This is a genomic window from Brucella pituitosa (genome assembly GCF_003049685.1).
Taxonomy (GTDB): Bacteria; Pseudomonadota; Alphaproteobacteria; order Rhizobiales; family Rhizobiaceae; genus Brucella; species Brucella pituitosa.
The window spans coordinates 1421569-1440997 of record NZ_PYSY02000002.1; the positions used below are offsets into that span (position 1 = coordinate 1421569).

Genomic DNA, 19429 nt, shown 5'->3' on the forward strand with positions numbered 1-19429 from the left:
ACTGGAGCCGCCCTAAGTTCTATTGGTCGAACTTGATTGGCACTGGACGCTGCATCAAATCCACATAGAGATCAAAGAAGCGCTTTTTGTCGAACTCTTTGACAACTTTCATCTTTTGCAATAGCGGCGTCGGCTGCTTCTGCCAATAGCCAAGAGTGCGCCCATAGCCTGGGCCAAAAGCGATATCGACGTCCATATAAAGATCGTCCACTTTCGTTGCGTAGCTCGGGTCAATTGCATAGGCCAGAGCGAGCGTATCAAAGACGCTTGCGCCGGCTTTCGGGTCTTTCGCAAAGGTCTCAGCCATCCAGCTATCTGCAAAAAGCTTTTGAACTGGTCCATCACCTGCAGTCACCCGGTCAAATGTCTCTTTATCAAGCTGTGTGATATCGGTGACATCCAGCGGAATCATAGCCTGTTCAATTGGCGCGCGCATGACGATACGTGCGGCTTCCGGATCGACCCAGACATTCATTTCGGCCGCTGGTGTCGTGTTGCCTTTTACGTCGACAGCACCCGCCATATAGACGATGCGCTTGATAAGCGGCACAATCTCCGGATTCTTGCGAATGGCCAGAGCGACATTTGTGACAGGACCGATAACCAGAAGCGTTACTTCATTCGGGTTGGCCTTGATTGTATTGACTATAAAATCGACTGCGTCTTCTTTTTCGAGTTTTGCCTTTTTTGCAAAGCCATCCGGCGGAGCGATCAAGTCTTTTTCGGTTGGTTCGGGACGATGAAAAGCCGTCTTGTAGCTCTCGCCAAAGCCAAACAGCGCTCGCTCGCTTTCAAAACTGCGGGGATCATGTACCAACGGTAGGTTGGCTCCCGCATAGACACCAACTTTATCCTCGATACCCAGGCGTTCTACGGCGCGAAGCGCATCGGCCACTTCCTGTTTCAGCCAGTTATTGCCGGTGACAACAGTGACGCCCAGGAGATCAATGGTGCCTTGCTTGTAGAGCTGTGCAGCCATGATCAGGACCTGACCATCGTCACCAATTGTGCTGAAATCGGTATCAATGATCATTTTTTCAGTGGCGGCTTGTGCCGGTAGCACGAGTAAAGTGCTCGCTGCGATACAAATGGCGGCTAGTAATCGTTTCATTGATAACTCCTCCTCTTCTCCCAAAGACCGAGCCGTCTCTTTTGGAATAATGTTACATTTTTCAAATGAAACGGTTCATCTTGTAAACGTAACAACTGAAAATTCTCTTGTCCAGCAGTTCAGACAACGTGATGTGGCTTGAAAATCTGATCATTACTTCGGTGAAGTCGCTAAAATTGGGAGGCGGTTCGATGAAATCACGATTGTTATCAATGAACCGTTTCATATTGACTCGAAAATTCTATTCTGTTTTTGATTGGGTGTGTGGTTGCCATGTTATAAGCATGTCGACCATTGGGTAGGAGAGATGTTTCCCGGGCAAGCCGCTCGCGGGACAATTATTGGGCCAATCGTCAACATCGTCGCAGGTCTTGTCCAAGACGAAAAGCGACGGACGGGGAGGAAAGAATGCGCTTTAAAGCTTTTGTTGCCGCAGCGACTGTGGCGAGTGGATTGATCGTAGCTCCGGTAGCCAGCTACGCTGCCGATAAACCTGTCGTCGGTCTTGTGATGAAATCACTCGCCAACGAGTTCTTCAAGAACATGCTCGAAGGGGCACAGGCCCACAATAAGGAAAAGGGCACTTACGAGCTGAAGGCCGTGGGTATGCAGTCCGAAACAGACATCGAAACCCAAATCAATGCTGTCGAAAATTTCATCACACAGGGCGTGAATGCCATCGTTATCGCTCCAGCAGATTCACGCGCATTGGTTCCCCCGCTTAAACGCGCGGTTGATGCGGGTATCGTGGTTGTGAACATCGACGTGGAGCTTGATGCGCAGGCCAAGAAGGATGCAGGGCTTGAGCTGGCATTTGTGGGCCCGGACAACCGCGCTGGTGCAAAAATGTCCGGTGACGAACTTGCCAAGGCGATCGGCAAAGGCGGCAAGGTCGTGATGCTTGAGGGGAATCCCGGTGCCGATAATGCCGTGCAGCGCAAACTTGGTTTCGACGACGCCGCAAAAGAGGGCGGTCTGGACGTGCTCGACTCTCGTACGGCTCACTGGGAAACCGAGGAAGCCAATTCGGTATTCACGAATATGTTGACCGCACATCCTGATATCCAGGGCGTAATGGCAGCAAATGACTCGATGGCACTTGGCGTTGTTAAAGCACTCGACGCGGCCAAGCGGAACGATATCAAGGTCGTGGGCTTCGACAATTTGCCTGCGATACAGCCGGAAATCAAAGCCGGAAAGGTTCTGGCTACGGTTGACCAGTTTGGATCGCAGATGGCTGCGATGGGTATCGATAAGGCACTTGAAGTGGTTGCCGGTGGTGCACCGCTTACAGGTTGGGTGAAAACCGATCTGGAGCTGATTACGGCTGATAAGCTGAAATAATCTCAGTCGAGTGGTGGCTTCATACGGATGGAGCCACCATCATTCAACCGGAGAAAAGCTATGGGCGAGGCCAGCGCTGACGCGCAATCTGCTCCGATCCTTTCACTCAAAGGAATTCGGAAACGCTTCGGCGGCATTGTTGCCTTGGACGGTGTCGATCTTGAACTGACACCTGGTGAAATTCACGGACTTGTCGGTGAAAATGGTGCGGGTAAATCGACGCTCATCAAGATAATGAGTGGTATTATCAAGCGTGACGACGGCACTATGACGCTGGATGGTCAATCCTACGAGCCTGCTTCTCCACGCGAAGCCAAGCAGGCAGGCGTTCAGGTTGTTCATCAGGAATTCAGTCAGCTTCCTTACATGTCTGTTGCAGAGAATATCTGCTTCGAAAATCTGCCAAGAAATGCCCTCGGAATCCTCGATCGCACGACCTTAAAGCAAAAAGCGCGCGCGGCCCTTGATACAATCGGCCTTGATGAAGTGGATGTAGCGACACCGGTCGAGCGTCTGGGTATTGCACATCGTCAGCTCGTTGAAATTGCCCGGGCATTGATGAGCGACAGCCGTATCTTGATCCTTGATGAACCGACAGCGACGTTGACCGCGCATGAAGCACGCCGCCTTTTCGAGCTGCTCGATCTGTTGAAAGCGCGTGGTGTGGCTATCGTCTTCGTTTCGCATCATCTCGATGAAATATTTGATCATTGTCAGCAAGTTACAGTCATGCGCAATGGCAAGACCGTGTTTACGAAGCCGATCAGTGAAACCAATAGTGACGATCTCATCCAGGGTATGGTCGGGCGTAATCTGGTCGATCCCATGCATGCAAAAGTTCCTTCGGCTGCGACGGCGGAAGTGCTGTTGCGCGTGGATAGACTAAGGCATTCGAGATCTCCCAATCCAAATGGCGTGAGCTTCTCTCTGCACAAGGGGGAAATTCTCGGTATTGGTGGACTGATCGGCGCAGGCCGTACCGAATTGCTGCGCGCGATCTTCGGGATTGATAAAGCTCTTTCAGGCGATGTCTTCATCGAAGATGTGAAAACCACGCTCCGTTCTCCAGCCGAAGCAATTGAAGCGGGAATAGCCTTCGTAACTGAGGATCGCAAAGACGAAGGTCTGATCCTCGAAATGCCGATTGCAGCAAATATCAGCCTTGCCGATATGAAAGCCGTCTCCCGGTTTGGCGTTCTGGATCGCCAATCGGAGTTAAAACTGGCAAAAGAAAAAGCTTCTGATCTGAAACTGAAATTCGGAGCTCTTGGTGATCGCGTTGCGACGTTGTCAGGCGGTAATCAGCAAAAAGTTGTCCTGGCCAAGTGGCTCGCCCGTTCACCCTCTATCCTATTGCTTGATGAACCTACGCGCGGTGTCGATGTGGGAGCTAAAGCGGAAATCTATTCGCTGCTTCGTTCTTTTGCCGCTGAGGGCAAGGGACTGCTCGTTGTTTCTTCCGAATTGCCGGAGCTCATGGCCCTGTCAGATCGTATCCTCGTGATGGCCAACCACACAATTACCGGGGAATTGAAACGCGAAGAGTTTTCGGAAGAGCGGGTTCTCAATCTCGCTTACAAGACCTCAAAACCTCAATTGCATGCTTCAGAACAAGGAATGGCAGCCCATGGCTAATGTCGCTCCGAACCGCTCTTCTTCAATTCGGTTCGCAAATCTTTTGCGCGATTCTGGCATTGCCCTCGCGCTTTTATTGCTCATCGTAGTGTTCTCACTCACCACGCAGCATTTCCTGTCGTTCAATAACATCACCAACATTCTCACCCAGGTGACCATCAATCTTATTCTGGCGATAGGTATGACCTTTGTCATATTGATAGGCGGTATTGATCTGTCGGTGGGTTCGCTTCTGGCCCTGTGTGCCGTGGTCGGTGGCACGGTGATGAACCTACCCGGACTTGGCGTTGTCGAAGCCGTTGCTCTTGCCACACTCGCGTCCATCGCGGTGGGCATTGCTTGCGGGTTTGTTAACGGCTTCATAAGTGCCTATTGGGGGCTGCCGTCTTTCATCGTGACATTGGGTATGCTGAACATCGCGCGAGGTGCAGCACTGCAGGTGACTGACGCACGCGCGATCTATTCCTTTCCGCCAGCGTTCAATGCATTTGGTTCGCAGACTCTGTTCGGAATACCGCTGGCCTTCCTCGTCGCATTGGCGATGGTGGCTATAAGCTGGTTTGTACTTAATCGGACTGTTTTTGGTCGTCTGCTTTATGGCATTGGCAACAATGAAGAAGCGGTGCGGTTGGCTGGACATCCGGTATTCTGGTATAAAATTGCTGCTTTCACGATTGCTGGCGCGGCCGTTGGGATTGGTGCAATCATCTATATGGCGCGCCTGAACGTCGCCAGCCCAATCATCGGTATCGGTTTTGAGCTGAACGCCATCGCCGCAGTCATCATTGGCGGTGTCAGCCTGACCGGCGGCAGAGGCTCCATTCTGGGAACGCTTCTTGGAGCGGTGATTATCGGCGTGCTCGCCAATGGCCTCGTGTTGCTTGGCCTTAGCGATTTCATGCGTCAGATGATTACGGGATTTGTTATTATTCTCGCAGTCATTGTCGATAAATATCGTGAGCGCCTGTCGGCCATTGGCTGACCCGGAGACATCAGCGTTTCTGCGACAGTGCAGTCTCTTAGAGCGCGTTTCGATCTGATTGGATCAGATCGAAACGCGCTCTAAATATTTGTTTTAACGCGCATCTTTGTCCGAAAACCGTTTCACACTTTTCGGGATGCGCTCTAAATAGACGCTCTGGCCGTATATCGGTCCAGAGCGTTATTGTTTTCTTATGCCCTCAATATCGGGCGTCTTTCGGCTTCTTGCTGTTTGGCCAATCCTTCACCTTTCCGGCAAAATCCGGTCGTGGCATGTGGGTGAAATATTCCGACACATCAATGGCTTCCTGATCGGTCAGAACACCGCCCTGACCTATAGGCAGGTTGTGGTTCTGTGCAGGCGGCATCGCATATTTTACGAACTGTGCTGCCTTATAGGTACGGGCGAGTCCCGCGCCGATGTTGAAACTTTCGTCACCCCAAAGTGGTGGGAAAATGTAATCACCGGCCATGTCCTTCATGCCCTCTCCGTCCGCGCCGTGGCAGGTCGAACATTGCGCTGCGTAGATCTTTGCTCCGTTGGTGGGATCTGGAACGAGACTGTCATCGATAGGCCCAGCATTTCGGACTGCTACTTTGGTTCCCTTGGTCACGCCTTGCCCGAGCCAGTCCATGTAGGCAACCATCGCGGTCATATCTGGCCCCTTCGGTGGCAGAGGCTTGCCGTTCATTGAGCGTTGGAAGCAGCCATTGATGCGCATCACCAGATCAACTTCTTTTCCAGCACGCGGCATAACAGCAGGATAGAAATTGCTGGTGTTGATGTAAGAGGCGACATTATCCACCTTGCCCTGTCCTATATGGCAGGAACTACAGTTCAATCCATTGCCGACATTATCAGGAAGAAGGCGGGCTGTTTCGTTGAGCAGCCGCTTACCCTGCATGATGTCAGAAGCATTGGGTTCTTTCAGGATGTCGCGGTCTGGTGGCACGACATAGGTGCCGATCTGCTTCTTATCTTTATCCAGCACTGCATAGGTCACGGATGCCGGGGCGTCCAGAACTGGTCGAAGATGGTTGAAGAGGAAGGCGCCGCCTGTTACCGCCACTGCAAATCCCGCACCGAGAACGACTATCGTAGTGGCTTTCATTGCTTGTTCTCCGGAACATAGTGCACAGGTTTGTGGGCAATTTCGCGCCGCATTCGCGCGATATCCTGCTCTGTTATGACGCTGCCATGATTGCCCCAGCCATTGCGGATGAAATTGAGGATTTCAGCCACCTGCCAGTTTGGAAGACTGGCGAAACCGGGCATCGTGAAAGCCATTTTATCCGCAGCGGTCTCGGGCGTTTTGCCGCCGGTCAGTGTGACCTGAATGAGCGAGCTTGGATCATCGGCGAAGACGATGGAGTTGTCTGCAAGTGCGGGGTAAATGCGCGGAGCGCCTTTGCCGTCCATACGGTGGCAGACAGAACATTGCTCGACATAGGACATGGCGCCCGGCGCGCTGAAATCACCGGCTTTGAGCGCAGCCGTTGTGACATCTTCCTTTGGGTTCCACTGTCGCTCGCGACCTTCACTTGGTGGCAGTGATTTCAGATAGCGCGCAATCGAGCGTAAATCTTCTTCCTCAAGATGCTGGGTTGAGTGTTGAACAACATCAGCCATAGAGCCAAATGCAGCTGTCCGATCTGTGCGTCCGGTTTTGAGGAAGGTAACGATCTCATCTTCGGCCCAGGTCGAAAGGCCTGTATCCTGATCGCGTAAGTTCTTCGCATACCAGCCTTCAAGCACTGACCCGGAAAGGAAGCTGCCTTTTGGATCGTTCTTTACGGCTTTTTCCTCATAGGCCAATCCACGCGGCGTATGACATGCGCCGCAGTGACCAAGGCCCTCCACAAGATAGGCACCGCGCGCAATGACCGGGTCGGTATCGGCTGCGATTTCGAATGCGCGGGAATTTCCGAAAAGCAGCTGCCAATAAGCAAGTGGCCAGCGCATATTCGTCGGCCAAGGCAACGTGCTTGGCTGATTTTCCTGCTTTACGGCGTCGACTTTCGACATGAAGAAAGCGTAAAGCGCTTTGATATCGTCATCACTGACCACCGTATAAGAAACGAAAGGCATAGCCGGATAAAGGTGAACATTATCCTTGCGCACACCCTGTCGCACGGCGCGTTCAAAGTCGCTGTAACTATAATTGCCGATACCCGTTTCTGTGTCGGGCGTAATGTTGGTTGAATAAATCGTGCCAAGCGGCGTTTGCATCCCCAAGCCGCCCGCAAAAGCTTTGCCGCCGGGGGCCGTATGGCAGGCCGCACAGTCGCCTGCATGGGCTACATATTCACCTTTGGCGATTAGCTTTTTGTCGCTGACATCAACGGTGTTTTCCTGCACGGGTGTCAGCCAATATGGTGTCGAAAGCGCAAAAAGCCATGCTGCCGCCAGCGCTCCCGCGCCCGCAACCCCCGCTTTCCAGATCAGTTTCATGTGCCTTAGCCCCCAAAGAATAGGAATAGCCAAGGCTATGCTGAAATTGGGCGTCAGCGGCATTGATTGGAATCAAATGCTATAAATTATGACGTTAATAGATGTTTATTTCGACATATGCCGCAAGTTGAAATGGTAGTATGCTAATAATTCAATCAGGATGGAACAGTTTTTCACTGAGATTAGGCTGATCCACTTTTACTGATACCCGGCAAGCCAGAGCGTTTCTGATGATTCAGCTTGATCGAGAAGTGCTCTAATCTCTTGGCAGCTGCCTCGAATTCCACTGCACTTCAGGGATAGTCTTGCCAATAGAATAGCTGAAATCAGTTATCTTCATTGCTTTGGTATCGACCTGACATTTGAAATCGATCGAATACCACTTCGCCCGACTGCGAAAAGCTCCGTCGCGGATCGTGAAGCTGGTTTCTGAAACAACACCAGCGCTGGGAGCCAGCATGTCTGGAAAAGTGCCGGGTCTTTGGTGGCGAACCTGTTCCAGCGCCTCGATCCCGCAAATCTGAACGATCCGATCTCGTGGAGGGAGTTTGCCAATCGCTTGTTTCACGCGAGGATCTGAGAGCGTATCCTTCGAATATATTTGCCGCGCCGAAGTGAGTTTTGGCTTCACTTCCATGGGCTGGTCAGGTGTTACGGTTGGGTTCTGCGGCGCTGGAGCAGCCGCTTTTGTTGCGGCGGGCAGACCCTCGGCGTCAGTGCGCAACTCAGTGACAGACTGCGCGCTATTATCAGATTTTTGCAGAGCTTCGTTCTCTTCTTTCGAAGCGGGGGAATGATTTTCAGATACTGTTTGTTGTGGTTCGGACTTGTTCATTGCCGGTTGAGCGTTGTTCGCGGGGACGGCCTGGTCTTTTTCTGCCGAAGCAGATTCGAAAGCCTGAGGCGACAGCTTGGTATCCGTATTCGATTTGCCATCTGATGGTGGCGCGTTTGGTTTCGGAGGAACCAGTTCCACATTGACGCTTTGATCCTGAGCCGGAGGCGACAATTCAGGGACATGGTAAAGCAGCAACAATGCCAAAGTCAGATGAAGAACGACGGATGCCGGGAACCCCCAGCCTGCTTCTTCCAGTATTTTTTTGGCCAAGTGCTGCATTTGTTAAACGGGTTGGTCTCCACGCGTCAACACTAAGGGTTAGCGCCACAGGCAACAAGGGGGGGGAGAGATGTTACCTCACAGCAGACCTCATGATTGACGAGTTTTGATGTGTTCCGGATACGCTCGGTTGCTGCATGTGGCGATATGCTATGTGTCAGAACGAAGGGGCAAAAGACGCCTGTTTGCGGACAACAAAGGTGAATGATTGCTGTGGTATATTGCGTTTTCGTATAGACAGTGAGCAATACCCGCTCCAATCTGCAACACTTAAAAAACAATATTTTTAGTCAAGAGAATGTCACTTTCTTATTTTGATTATATTGCGTAGTTGCCTACGCCAGAAGCGGTCAGATGAGCCGCTGTGCACAGTCCGACGATAGACAATACCTGATCATATGCAGGTGTCTCGCCTAACGCGTACAAATGCCCGGCGATGCGCGACCTTTGGTCAGTGAGTATTTAGAATGAGCCACGGTATTGATGGTGCTGGATTGGATAAAATTCCATCCACAAATGATAAAAATGATGTCAACGCAAGCGAACTGAATGTGGGCATGCAGCCACATGCTTCAAGCGCTTCTGCGCTGCATCAGCAGGTTTTGCTCGGTGCGGATTTTGCACAGGCTGGCGAGCCCGGCGAGCGGCTTGATATCTTTTTTGAAAGGCTCGCCGAGAAGTTTGCAGGATCTGTGGCCGTCGTCTCCGATGGACTGTCCTGGACTTACAAGGAACTTGATGAGCGCGCCAATCAGTTCGCGCGATTGTTGATCGAGCATGACGTGAAGCCCGGTGATCGCATCGGCCTGTTGCTTGACCGCTCTGCCGAGACTTACATCACCCTTCTGGCGGTCATGAAGGCGGGTGCTGCATATGTGCCGCTCGCCACCGCCTTCCCAGAAGACCGTATGGCACTGATCATTGACGATGCCGGGGTCAAGCTTGTGATTTCCCTTCGTGCCTATTCGGCACGCGTGGAACAAATGCCGGTTCCCCATATATTGATCGATGCCTGTTCGGCGGAAATTTCTCAGCATTCCAATGCTCGACTGGATCTCGCTGCTAGAGCCACCAACCCCGACGAGATTTGCTACATTCTTTATACGTCGGGTACGACCGGACGACCAAAAGGCGTCGCCATTCGTCACCAAAGTTTCTGCAACTTTCTGCGTGTGGCAGCCGTTTCTTATGGGTACAAACCCAGTGACCGTGTCTACCACGGCATGACGATTGCTTTCGATTTCTCAGCCGAGGAATATTGGGTTCCCTTCGTGGCAGGCGCTACCGTCATCCCCGCGCCTGGTCCCTTGACGCTGGTTGGTGAAGAACTGGCTGATTTTCTACGCACAAACGACATCAATTGCATGGCGTGCAGCCCGACATTGCTATCGTCTATCGAAAGTGACGTCCCCAAGCTGCGCCTCCTCATGGTCGGCGGAGAGGCGTGTCCACTCAATCTGGTGACCCGCTGGACAAAGCCCGGGCGCCTACTTCTGAATACTTACGGTCCCACTGAAGCAACCGTCACTGCCACTATGGGTGTGCTCACACCCGATAAACCGGTAACAATCGGCGCTCCGTTGCCGACTTATTCGATTGTCATTATCGATCCGACTGAAGCAAAGCTGACGGACCCTGATGAACTCGGTGAAATCGGTATTGCCGGCATTGGTCTTGCAGTGGGTTATCTCAACAGGCAGGACCTTACGGATCAGAAGTTCATTCCAGACTTCATAGGTCTACCGAATAATCCTTCAAAACGGATTTATCGTACGGGCGATCTCGGACGTATCAACGCACAAGGCGAAATCGAATATCGCGGTCGTATCGATACGCAGGTGAAAATACGTGGCTATCGTATTGAGCTTGGCGAAATCGAAGCGGTTCTTCTCGACAATCCTTCGGTGGCACAGGCAGCTGTGACAACGTGGGAGATCGAGCCGGGCCGGGTGGAACTGGTTGCCTATTATGCGCCTAAATCCGGAATGCCGCCCATCCAGCGCGCCGACATTGCGCGCGAACTCAAACGCCGCCTTCCGTCTTACATGGTCCCGACCTATCTGGAAGAGCTTGACGCAATTCCGATGACAGTTTCCAACAAAGCCGATCTGCGCCAGTTACCGAAGCCAACCAATGTGCGTCTTTCGGCAGAACGCGTCATTATTCCGCCAGCCAATGACGACCAGCGTTTCATGGCTGAAGCCCTGGCGGAAGTGCTTAACCTTGATGAGGTCTCTGTCGAGGATAACTTCTTTGATGACCTTGGTGCCAATTCCTTGCTGATGGCACGCTTCTGTGCGCGTCTGCGCACCGTGCAAGGCTGGGAAATGGCGTCAATGCGGGACATTTATCTGCATCCGTCAATCACCGGTCTTGCGAAGCATCTTCATTTGCCACAGCAATCGGTTGCATCTGTCACTGAACAAAGCCTCACCCATAAGGCATCCAATTTTGCATATTGGACGTGCGGCGCAGCCCAGCTCGCATTTTATGCAATCTACAGCTATGTCGGTTTGCTGTTTTTCGACAAGGGCCTCGACTGGGTCTATGTCAAACTCGATGAGCCTTTGCAGCTTTATTTCCGCTGTGTGGTTCTGGCTGGCGCCAGCTTTTTCGGGATGACGGGCTTTGCGATCCTTGCAAAATGGCTGCTTATTGGTCGCTGGAAAGAAGAACGTTTCCCGATCTGGGGCTTGCGATATTATCGCTTCTGGGTGGTCAAAACATTGATCCGGACGGCACCTGTGGTGCTTTTCCGCGGCAACCCGCTTTATAGTCTCTATTTGCGACTGCTTGGAGCAAAGCTTGGTCGCAACACCGCCATCGAATGTCGGGCAATACCGGTTTGCACTGATCTGATTTCGATTGGTGAAAATTCGATTTTGCGTCGCGAATCCAATATTCTGGGATACCGGGCCGAAAGCGGCTACATTCACACCGGGTCGATTACCATCGGAGATGATGCTTTCGTTGGTGTAGGGTCCACGTTGGACATTGACACCAGGATTGGCAGCGGATCCCAGCTTGGCCACGCTTCTTCGCTTCAACGCGGGCAGGCCATTCCTGATGGCGAACACTGGCATGGATCGCCTGCGACGCAGACCGATGCCGACTATTGCAAAGTTCGCAATATCACGTTGTCCAAGACCCGACGCGTGACGTTTGAAATGGTGCAGCTTATCGGGCTGTTTACGCTCGTCACGCCATTTCCACTGTTGTTCCATAGCTATTGGCAGAACGTGAGTGACGACTATCAGGAAACGATCGGTATCGTCGCCATCGGTACAACGGTAACGCTTTTTGGTGCGATTATTGTTTCGTTACTGGCTGCGGTATTTGTGCCGCGTATTGTCAGCCTGTTTTTAAAGCCAAACCGAACCTACACACTTTACGGCTTTCATTACTGGCTTCAGTCGATGGTGGAACTGAGCAGCAATTCGCGCCTGCTTAACCTGTTGTTCGGGGATAGTTCTGCGATCGTGCATTACATCCGGGCGATTGGCTGGAAGCTCAACAAGGTCGTCCAGACCGGTTCAAACTTCGGCACAAACCAACAACAGGAAAATCCGCTTCTGTGTGAAATCGGCACCCAGACAATGGTGTCGGACGGATTGTTCATGATCAACATGCACAAATCGGCTGCGACGTTCCGACTGGAACATACCAAAATCGGTGAGCGAAACTATTTTGGCAACAATATTTTCTATCCGCCAGATGGCCGTACGGGTGACAACTGCCTGCTTGGCACCAAGGTAATGGTGCCTATTGATGGGCCGGTGCGTGAGAATGTCGGTCTGTTGGGATCGCCATCCTTTGAAATTCCGCGCATTGTAAATCGCGATAAGGAACTGATTGCGAATATTGAGGAAGAGGATCGCCTGCGCCGGTTGCGGCGTAAAAACTTCCATAACCTGCGCACGGGATTGATGTTCCTCGCGGCACAATGGCTGATGCTGTTTGCAACAATCGCAATATGGGATCGCGCACTCAATTATTATGATGCATGGGCACATAAAGCATTGTTTGTCGCGGTTGTGCTGACATCAGCTATCGCTATACCGTTCTATATCCTCATTGAACGCCTTTCTTTGGGTTTCAAGAGGTTGAAGCCGCGGATGACGACGATTTACGATGCAGCTTTCTGGCGTCATGAGCGGCACTGGAAACTATCGGATTCACCCATTACACAGCTATTTGCGGGTACACCATTCCGTCCGCTGATCCTTCGTATGCTGGGCGTGAAAGTCGGTAAACGTGTTTATGACGGAGGCGCAAACCTGACAGAGCGTTCCCTTGTAGAGATTGGCGATGATGCCACCCTCAACGAAGGGTCGGTTATTCAGCCGCATTCGCTGGAAGAGGGGGCTTTCAAGTCCGACTTCATTCGCATCGGCAGCGGTTGTACGTTGGGCCCTGCAGCGTTCGTTCATTATGGTGTGGTGATGGGCGAAGGTTCGATTGTTGATGTGGATTCGTTCGTAATGAAGGGCGAAGTACTCGAGCCATATTCTGTCTGGCGCGGGAATCCGGCAAAGCTCAATCGTTTTGTGGTTCCGGTTGATGAAAATGGCATCGTACTTTTAGACGTTATTCATGCAGGGAAACTTCATCGCAGCGGAACTGTGGCATTGGACGCAAAGAAAGGCTTTGTGTGAGGAAGCTTCCTCTTGAAACGATCAAGGTCGAACTTCTGCCTGTGACCGGAGGAATCCGGTCGCAGGTGGAGGCATTGGAACTCGCCTCCGGTCAAACGAATTTGGTTGCAAGTAACACGGATTCCCTGCTTGAAGCCGATGAGGATGCGAATGCCAGGCCACGAGCGATTTTTGTCGCTGGAACACTTGTCGGCTTTCTTATGTATGATGCCACCAGTGAAGCGGGAATGGCCCAGCTTTACCGCTTCATGATCGACAGGTCTTTTCAGGGACTGGGTTATGGTAAGGCGGCGTTGCAGGCAGTGCTTGCGGAGATCAGAATGCTTAATCAGGTCCGCCAGATTTCTATCTGTTATGAACCGGAAAACTTAGCCGCCCGACAACTTTATGCAAAAGCAGGCTTTGTGGAAGATGGACTTGATGAAGACGGTGAGATGATCGCGTATCTTACTCTCGAAGGGTAATCTGACCTATGTCGTGCTCTGCTGTCGATGGTTGGGATTTAGCCCATGCGGATCAAGCATTAACGGAAGCTTTGGCGGCTGTCGCACCACGCGGAGTTTCGGTCGGCTGTCGCACTATTCAAAGCGGAGACGAAGCCCTCCTTCTTGCGGAAGAAAGGCAATCAATTCAGACCAGCTACCTCAAGCGGCTCAAAGCAAGCGGCGCGGTTCGCTACATTGCGCGCGGGTTGCTTGGGGAACGGGGCATAGATGAATTTCCGGTTTTGCGTGCGCCAACTGGAGAGCCCATTTGGCCCGAGGGTATCGTCGGTTCGCTCGCCCATGATGACGATGTTGCTGTTGCTGCTGTGGTAAGCGCGGTGGATTTCCAGGGGCTGGGCATTGATGTCGAACCGGCAATCCCTCTTCCTGCAGATATTCAATCTCTTGTAAGGATTCCTACCGACAAGATAGGAAATGAACATACCTCAGGCATTTCTGATCGCGTCCTGTTTTGTGCGAAGGAGGCCGTCTATAAAGCTGTCTATCCGCTTGATCGGGTGATTTTGAACTACGACAATATCAGTGTTAATCTGACAAAACGATACGCAACAACAACGACGGGCAGACGGGCGGAGCTCGTCTTTTGCACGTCCCCCAGAATTGTGGTCCTGGCGTTTATTCCAGAAGCCCAACCGCGCGCCCTGAAAAGTGCGAAATGATTTTTTGGGATGGAGACATGCGTCTCAACAAATAGATAGAGCATTTCCAGCGGTTCATCGCAGACAGGAAATGCGTCAATTATTTAAAAGTCAGATTGCCGCGCACAAGCATGATTGCTCTAAATGCGATATCCTGGAAGGTATATCGCGTCTCGCAAACAGCTGCATCAGAAGCAGCCCGGCATATGTTCCAGCTAGATGAAAAATATGCACACGCTAATATGAGATCCGCTGCATATTGTAGAGGAATTAAAATATGTCGGAGACAGATAGTCCGGAACAGTTAATATATAATATATCCTATGTCTATAATTTATCATTATCACTATCAAGTAACAGCGCTGCGCTGAGCCCCTCTCCACTGAGATATGCCACCGCGAATAAAGTAAGGGCAACTATATCTTCGTCATATGTCGACGGTGGAAGTCCCGCACCCAACCTTGATATTATTCTTCAGGTCAATCCACCTGCGGATGTTTTCACGATCTACGATGAAAAAGGATTGTTTATCCGAAGCTACGAGGAAGGTCGATACCGATTAAAGACAGGTTCTGATGGTAAAGTAGTCGTATATTTTGCCAGCACTGACAATATATACGAGTTTATACAGTTAATAGTTGAAAGAGATGGTACATCATCGCCGACAGAATATATAGTATTCTTTGGTGATTATGCGAGAACGCCAACTCATATACCACCTCCAGTCGTTGATCTGGACGATGATAATTCATTGAATATACCGGTGGATTCGCCCTATTTTCGTGTCAAAATACCCCAGCAAGACCCTCCCGCTATTTCGGCCGGCCTGAGTTGTGTCGCAATAACCAATACAGTCAACTTCACGAAACAAAGTTATTCCGATGCGCTGAGGGATTCAGGCATGCAGATACCATCTGCATATCTTAGTACTGAACAAGACAATGAAATTGCCTACTTCATTGAAAACAACGTGGGAGGAGGGAGTCAAACTTCGCCAAAAGTAACGTTCAAGGCTAAGGGGCTTCCCTATACGCATCCGTCAAATGATGCGAACCAGAACCGCATACTAACGTCACGGCCTTACCTAAATGAGGGGCAGACCTCTATCACCCCAGACAATGTTCAAGATCTTACGGTTTATCTACCGAACAAAGAGGAGTCGGACGGAAATCACACGTTTGAAGTTGGTGATACCATTATATTTACTATGTATATCAATGGATATTTTCCTGGTTCAGATACTAAAAAAGTCGATGTTTTTGATCTGCCCGCTGTTGAAGTGAAGGAGCCTCTTCCTTCAAGTATAAGTTCAGTAATCTCAACTAATATTCTGCCAGGGTATGGATTAAATTCGTTGAGTACGCCGGGGCGATATGATTTAGATTATGTCGTAAAACGTGGAAATAGCAAGAACGGCACAGTTTGGAATCGCCCCAAAAGCTGGCTAAAAGGAAACTTAGTGACAGTATAGTCGATAAATATACGAATTATAATTAAAATACAGAATATAATAAATAATATATATTAACATAAAGGAAATATACTATGTCTGAATACGTATCTTCTGAAAATAACGATCAAATACCAGATTATCTTTACAATGTAATTATATCATTTGATAGACCGTCTACGGCAACGAGTCAAAACAACAAGTACGCGCTCGCAAACAAAATAAAGATGACGTTATCGGTCACGCTTATATCGGATGGCAAGTGTGTAGCCAATAAAGATGTGATTGTTCAAATTAATCCTCCTTCAGCCGATGTAACCATATATAATGTGGATGGGTCTTATGCCACACCTGCTGCTGAAGGTGACTATCCGGTGACGACGGACGCAAATGGCAATGTAGTCTTATACTTCTCATCTACCAATAACGGTTATCAGAACGTACAGGCTTACGTGGCTCAGAATTCCAGCTCTATTTCATCAGAGTATGTTATATTTTTTGGCGATTATACACATGCTCAAGTGGATGTTCCATCTCCATCGGTTGACCTGAACGAACAGCAAATATTAGAAATATCAGATGTTGATCCTTATTTCTATGTTTCAATAACACAGTACGATAATCTCGTCGGAGCGACGAATGCGTACAGTTGTGTTGCAATTGTGAATGGTCAATATTTCAGAAAAATGCCTTATACAGATGCGCTGGAAGCTACCGGGATGAATGTGCCCTCAGCTTACCTGCAGACGGTCAGCGATAATCAGATCGCGTATTTTCTCGAGAATGATAAGGGAGCAAACGTTGTTTCTTCTCCTACCTTAAAATTTGCGGCCGCAGGCATACCGTATAATCATCCTAAGGTTGATCCGATAAACTTGCCTCGTAATCTGACGTCGCGCCCGTATTTGAACCAGGGGCAGACTTCGATAACGACGAGTAACAGCGCAAACCTTTACGTAAACCTTGACCGGAAATTAGAATCTAAAAATGTCTACACTTATAATGCTGGTGATACTGTAAATTTCACTATGTATATAAATGGATTTTATGCTGGATCTATTGTTCAGAAAGTTGATGTATTTGATTTGGAGAAGTGCGTAGTTGGATCAGGATGTCCTCCGACCGTAAGTGCACAGATTCCAGCCTATCTACTAGAGGGCTATGGATCGAATATTGCGAATACTCCCGGCCGATATGATCTTGACTATGTGGTAATGTATGAGCACGTTACTGACCCAAAGATTTGGGGTCGCCCGGTAAATTGGCTTAAGGGTAATATTAATACCGTAGGTTAAGGCGATGCCAATTTTTGGCCTCTTGATAGTAGAAAAATAATAATTTAGTCATAGATACATTATTTTCACTCCCATTTATTGGGTGGCGAGCGGGGTATTCCGTTCTATCTGAGGCCGGCAGCATGCGGCGATGATAAGTCATGTCTAACCTGGTTGGATTGCTTTATCATCGCCAATTATTATTCATTTGCGGCTCCATTTGAGGTCCGCAGTTAATTGCGTCACCAAACTATCCAACGGTCTGTGGCGCATCATCACGAAGAAATGGCACGCGATTTGCAGGGTTGTATATCTGTCGGTAGTCGCACTGCAATCTTTAGTCCCTAATTCACGACCACTACGGGTTTTATTCACCGCCAGTTGTATCTGGCTGTATTCCTTAGATGTTGAACAATGGGACTGACGCATTCCTCACATCAATAGTATCAAAATCAAACTGCATCCATTTTTATATAAAGGTATACTTCATCATGACGAGAGACACTTCAAATTCGAACATAGATCCCAAAGTTGCCTCAGGGGGCTCCGCCACTGCAGTCAATCATAAAAGTGAAGCATCAAGCGATAACAGTACCGCTTATGGCGCTGGCGCTGTTGCCTCTGCGCCAAACACTTCGGCTTTTGGAGCGAATAGCAAGGCCCTGGTTATTGGTGGTACGGCTTATGGTTCGGGGAGTACATCGTCGGATGCTGATGGTACCGCTGTGGGCAGTGCAAGCGCGGCATCTGCTATGCATAGCACCGCTGTAGGTGCACAGAGCAGTGCATCTGGCCAATTTGGTACGGCTGTTGGGTCAAATAGTACGGCGAGCGATATAAGTAGCACTGCGGTTGGGTGCGGCAGTGAAGCCTCTGCGCAAAACAGTACCGCGACGGGTTTCAGCTCTAAGGCTTTAGCCGATTCTACCACAGCTACAGGAAGTGGGAGTATCGCTTATGGTATTAATAGCACTGCAACCGGGCAGTTGAGCAGTGCCGCACGAGAATATAGCACAGCCACTGGCCATGCGAGCAAAGTACAGGGTGCAAATGGCACTGCAACCGGGCAAAGCAGCATGGTCTCGGGGAATTACAGTGTAGCAACCGGCCAAAATAGTGTTGCTTCTGGTGATTTCAGCATTGCGGAAGGCCAGGGCAGTGTAGCGTCTGGAACGAACAGTACGGCGATAGGACAGGCCAGTTCTGCCTCAGGCGACAATGGAACAGCGATTGGTCAGGGTGGTGCCGCTTCTGGCCCGAACAGCACCACCGTCGGTTTCGGTAGTGCAGCGTCTAATCGCAACAGCACGGCTTATGGTGCAAGTAGTAAAGCCTCAGGTCTGGATAGTACTGCGATCGGTTCCTTTGGTGAAGCGACAGGCCTAGCCAGTACCGCGCTCGGTTACACTAGCAGTGCCCATAATGACTATTGTACGTCTGTAGGGTTTAGTGCGCGTGCTACTGGTATTAACGGCACGGCAGTTGGACACGCAGCAAACGCAGCTGGGGCCTACAGTGCCGCTTATGGCGCGGTATGTTGGGCTGGGGGAGCCTACAGTACTGGAATGGGCTACTACAGTGTAGCTTCAGGTGATTTCACGGTTGCGATTGGACAAGGCAGTGAAGCCTCAGGTGAGGACGGGATCGCCATAGGCCAGGGAAGCGTTGCTTCGGGCGACCTTAGTGCTGCAACGGGCAATGCCAGCTCGGCTTCAGGTCATTTCAGTACAGCGATGGGGCACAGTAGTACTGCTTCGGGTGACAATAGCGTCGCTATGGGGCAGGATAGCTATGCTTCCGCCGTGAGTAGCATCGCGATTGGCCAGAACAGTAAGGCCTCGGATGATTTTAGCGCTGCGTTGGGTTCATTGAGCCTGACAGCACCAGCCGTTTCTACTACCGGCATGACGATCAATAGCAAATCCTATATGTTCGCAGGATCCGTCGCGAAAGCCACTCTCAGCATCGGAAATAGTAATGGCAACGCTATTTTCAGAACAATAACCAATCTTGCTGCAGGAAGAGTAGACGAAAGCTCAACGGATGCAGTTAATGGTAGTCAGTTGAGTGCACTCGTAAAGGCAATAGAATCGTTGAATGCGCGACTGGACCAGCTTAACAAATAAATGTATCACAAAAATTGGAGTGCCTTATTGATATGGCATTTCTTATTCGCGACACTGTTTATGATTTATATTGTACGTGGTGGGAATTATATTTGGAGAGCAGTTCGATCAGTTCGAACCGCTCTCTAGTTTCTACTCTC

13 protein-coding genes are annotated in these 19429 nt (G+C 50.3%); 9 read left to right on the plus strand and 4 right to left on the minus strand.

The window, feature by feature from the left end:
* Positions 1–19: 19 nt before the first annotated feature.
* Positions 20–1111 (minus strand): nucleoside hydrolase, encoded by a 1092-nt coding sequence (locus C9380_RS18940; RefSeq protein ID WP_128094275.1) that lies wholly within the window; start codon positions 1109–1111, stop codon positions 20–22.
* A gap of 408 nt (positions 1112–1519) precedes the next feature.
* Between C9380_RS18940 and C9380_RS18945 the strand changes: the two genes are divergently transcribed.
* The 3 genes from C9380_RS18945 to C9380_RS18955 are packed head-to-tail and all read left to right on the plus strand — an operon-like array spanning position 1520 to position 5072.
* On the plus strand, positions 1520–2455 hold the full coding sequence (locus tag C9380_RS18945; RefSeq protein ID WP_024897677.1) for a sugar ABC transporter substrate-binding protein: 936 nt from the start codon (positions 1520–1522) through the stop codon (positions 2453–2455).
* A gap of 60 nt (positions 2456–2515) precedes the next feature.
* Entirely contained in the window at positions 2516–4090 is a 1575-nt protein-coding gene (locus C9380_RS18950; RefSeq protein ID WP_128094276.1) for a sugar ABC transporter ATP-binding protein, read from the plus strand.
* Complete coding sequence (locus C9380_RS18955) at positions 4083–5072, plus strand: ABC transporter permease (RefSeq protein ID WP_105534962.1); 990 nt, start codon at positions 4083–4085, stop codon at positions 5070–5072. The genes C9380_RS18950 and C9380_RS18955 overlap by 8 nt, the downstream gene beginning before the upstream one ends.
* A 199-nt stretch (positions 5073–5271) precedes the next feature.
* Here the strand turns inward: C9380_RS18955 and C9380_RS18960 are convergent, their stop codons facing one another.
* From C9380_RS18960 to C9380_RS18970, 3 genes are all read right to left on the minus strand, one after another.
* Positions 5272–6183: a c-type cytochrome gene (locus C9380_RS18960; protein ID WP_128094277.1), complete on the minus strand. Its 912-nt coding sequence runs from the start codon at positions 6181–6183 to the stop codon at positions 5272–5274.
* Positions 6180–7523 carry a c-type cytochrome gene (locus C9380_RS18965; RefSeq protein WP_105708003.1) on the minus strand — a complete coding sequence of 448 codons (1344 nt, stop codon included), beginning with the start codon at positions 7521–7523 and terminating at the stop codon, positions 6180–6182. The genes C9380_RS18960 and C9380_RS18965 overlap by 4 nt, the downstream gene beginning before the upstream one ends.
* Positions 7524–7779: 256 nt before the next feature.
* Complete coding sequence (locus C9380_RS18970; RefSeq protein ID WP_128094278.1) at positions 7780–8640, minus strand: DUF930 domain-containing protein; 861 nt, start codon at positions 8638–8640, stop codon at positions 7780–7782.
* Between the two features lie 557 nt (positions 8641–9197).
* Here C9380_RS18970 and C9380_RS18975 point away from each other — a divergent pair.
* From C9380_RS18975 to C9380_RS19000, 6 genes are all read left to right on the plus strand, one after another.
* Positions 9198–13295 carry a Pls/PosA family non-ribosomal peptide synthetase gene (locus tag C9380_RS18975; RefSeq protein ID WP_128094473.1) on the plus strand — a complete coding sequence of 1366 codons (4098 nt, stop codon included), beginning with the start codon at positions 9198–9200 and terminating at the stop codon, positions 13293–13295.
* Positions 13292–13759 (plus strand): GNAT family N-acetyltransferase, encoded by a 468-nt coding sequence (locus C9380_RS18980; protein ID WP_247877584.1) that lies wholly within the window; start codon positions 13292–13294, stop codon positions 13757–13759. The genes C9380_RS18975 and C9380_RS18980 overlap by 4 nt, the downstream gene beginning before the upstream one ends.
* An 8-nt stretch (positions 13760–13767) precedes the next feature.
* Entirely contained in the window at positions 13768–14460 is a 693-nt protein-coding gene (locus tag C9380_RS18985; RefSeq protein ID WP_100557705.1) for a 4'-phosphopantetheinyl transferase superfamily protein, read from the plus strand.
* Between the two features lie 256 nt (positions 14461–14716).
* Positions 14717–15910, plus strand: a complete 1194-nt coding sequence (locus C9380_RS18990) for a hypothetical protein (RefSeq protein ID WP_128094279.1) — start codon at positions 14717–14719, stop codon at positions 15908–15910.
* A gap of 74 nt (positions 15911–15984) precedes the next feature.
* Complete coding sequence (locus tag C9380_RS18995; protein WP_128094280.1) at positions 15985–17184, plus strand: hypothetical protein; 1200 nt, start codon at positions 15985–15987, stop codon at positions 17182–17184.
* A 731-nt stretch (positions 17185–17915) separates the two neighbouring features.
* The gene (locus C9380_RS19000) at positions 17916–19289 is read left to right on the plus strand and encodes a hypothetical protein (RefSeq protein WP_353954650.1); all 1374 of its coding nucleotides are present in this window, start codon (positions 17916–17918) and stop codon (positions 19287–19289) included.
* Positions 19290–19429 lie beyond the last annotated feature (140 nt).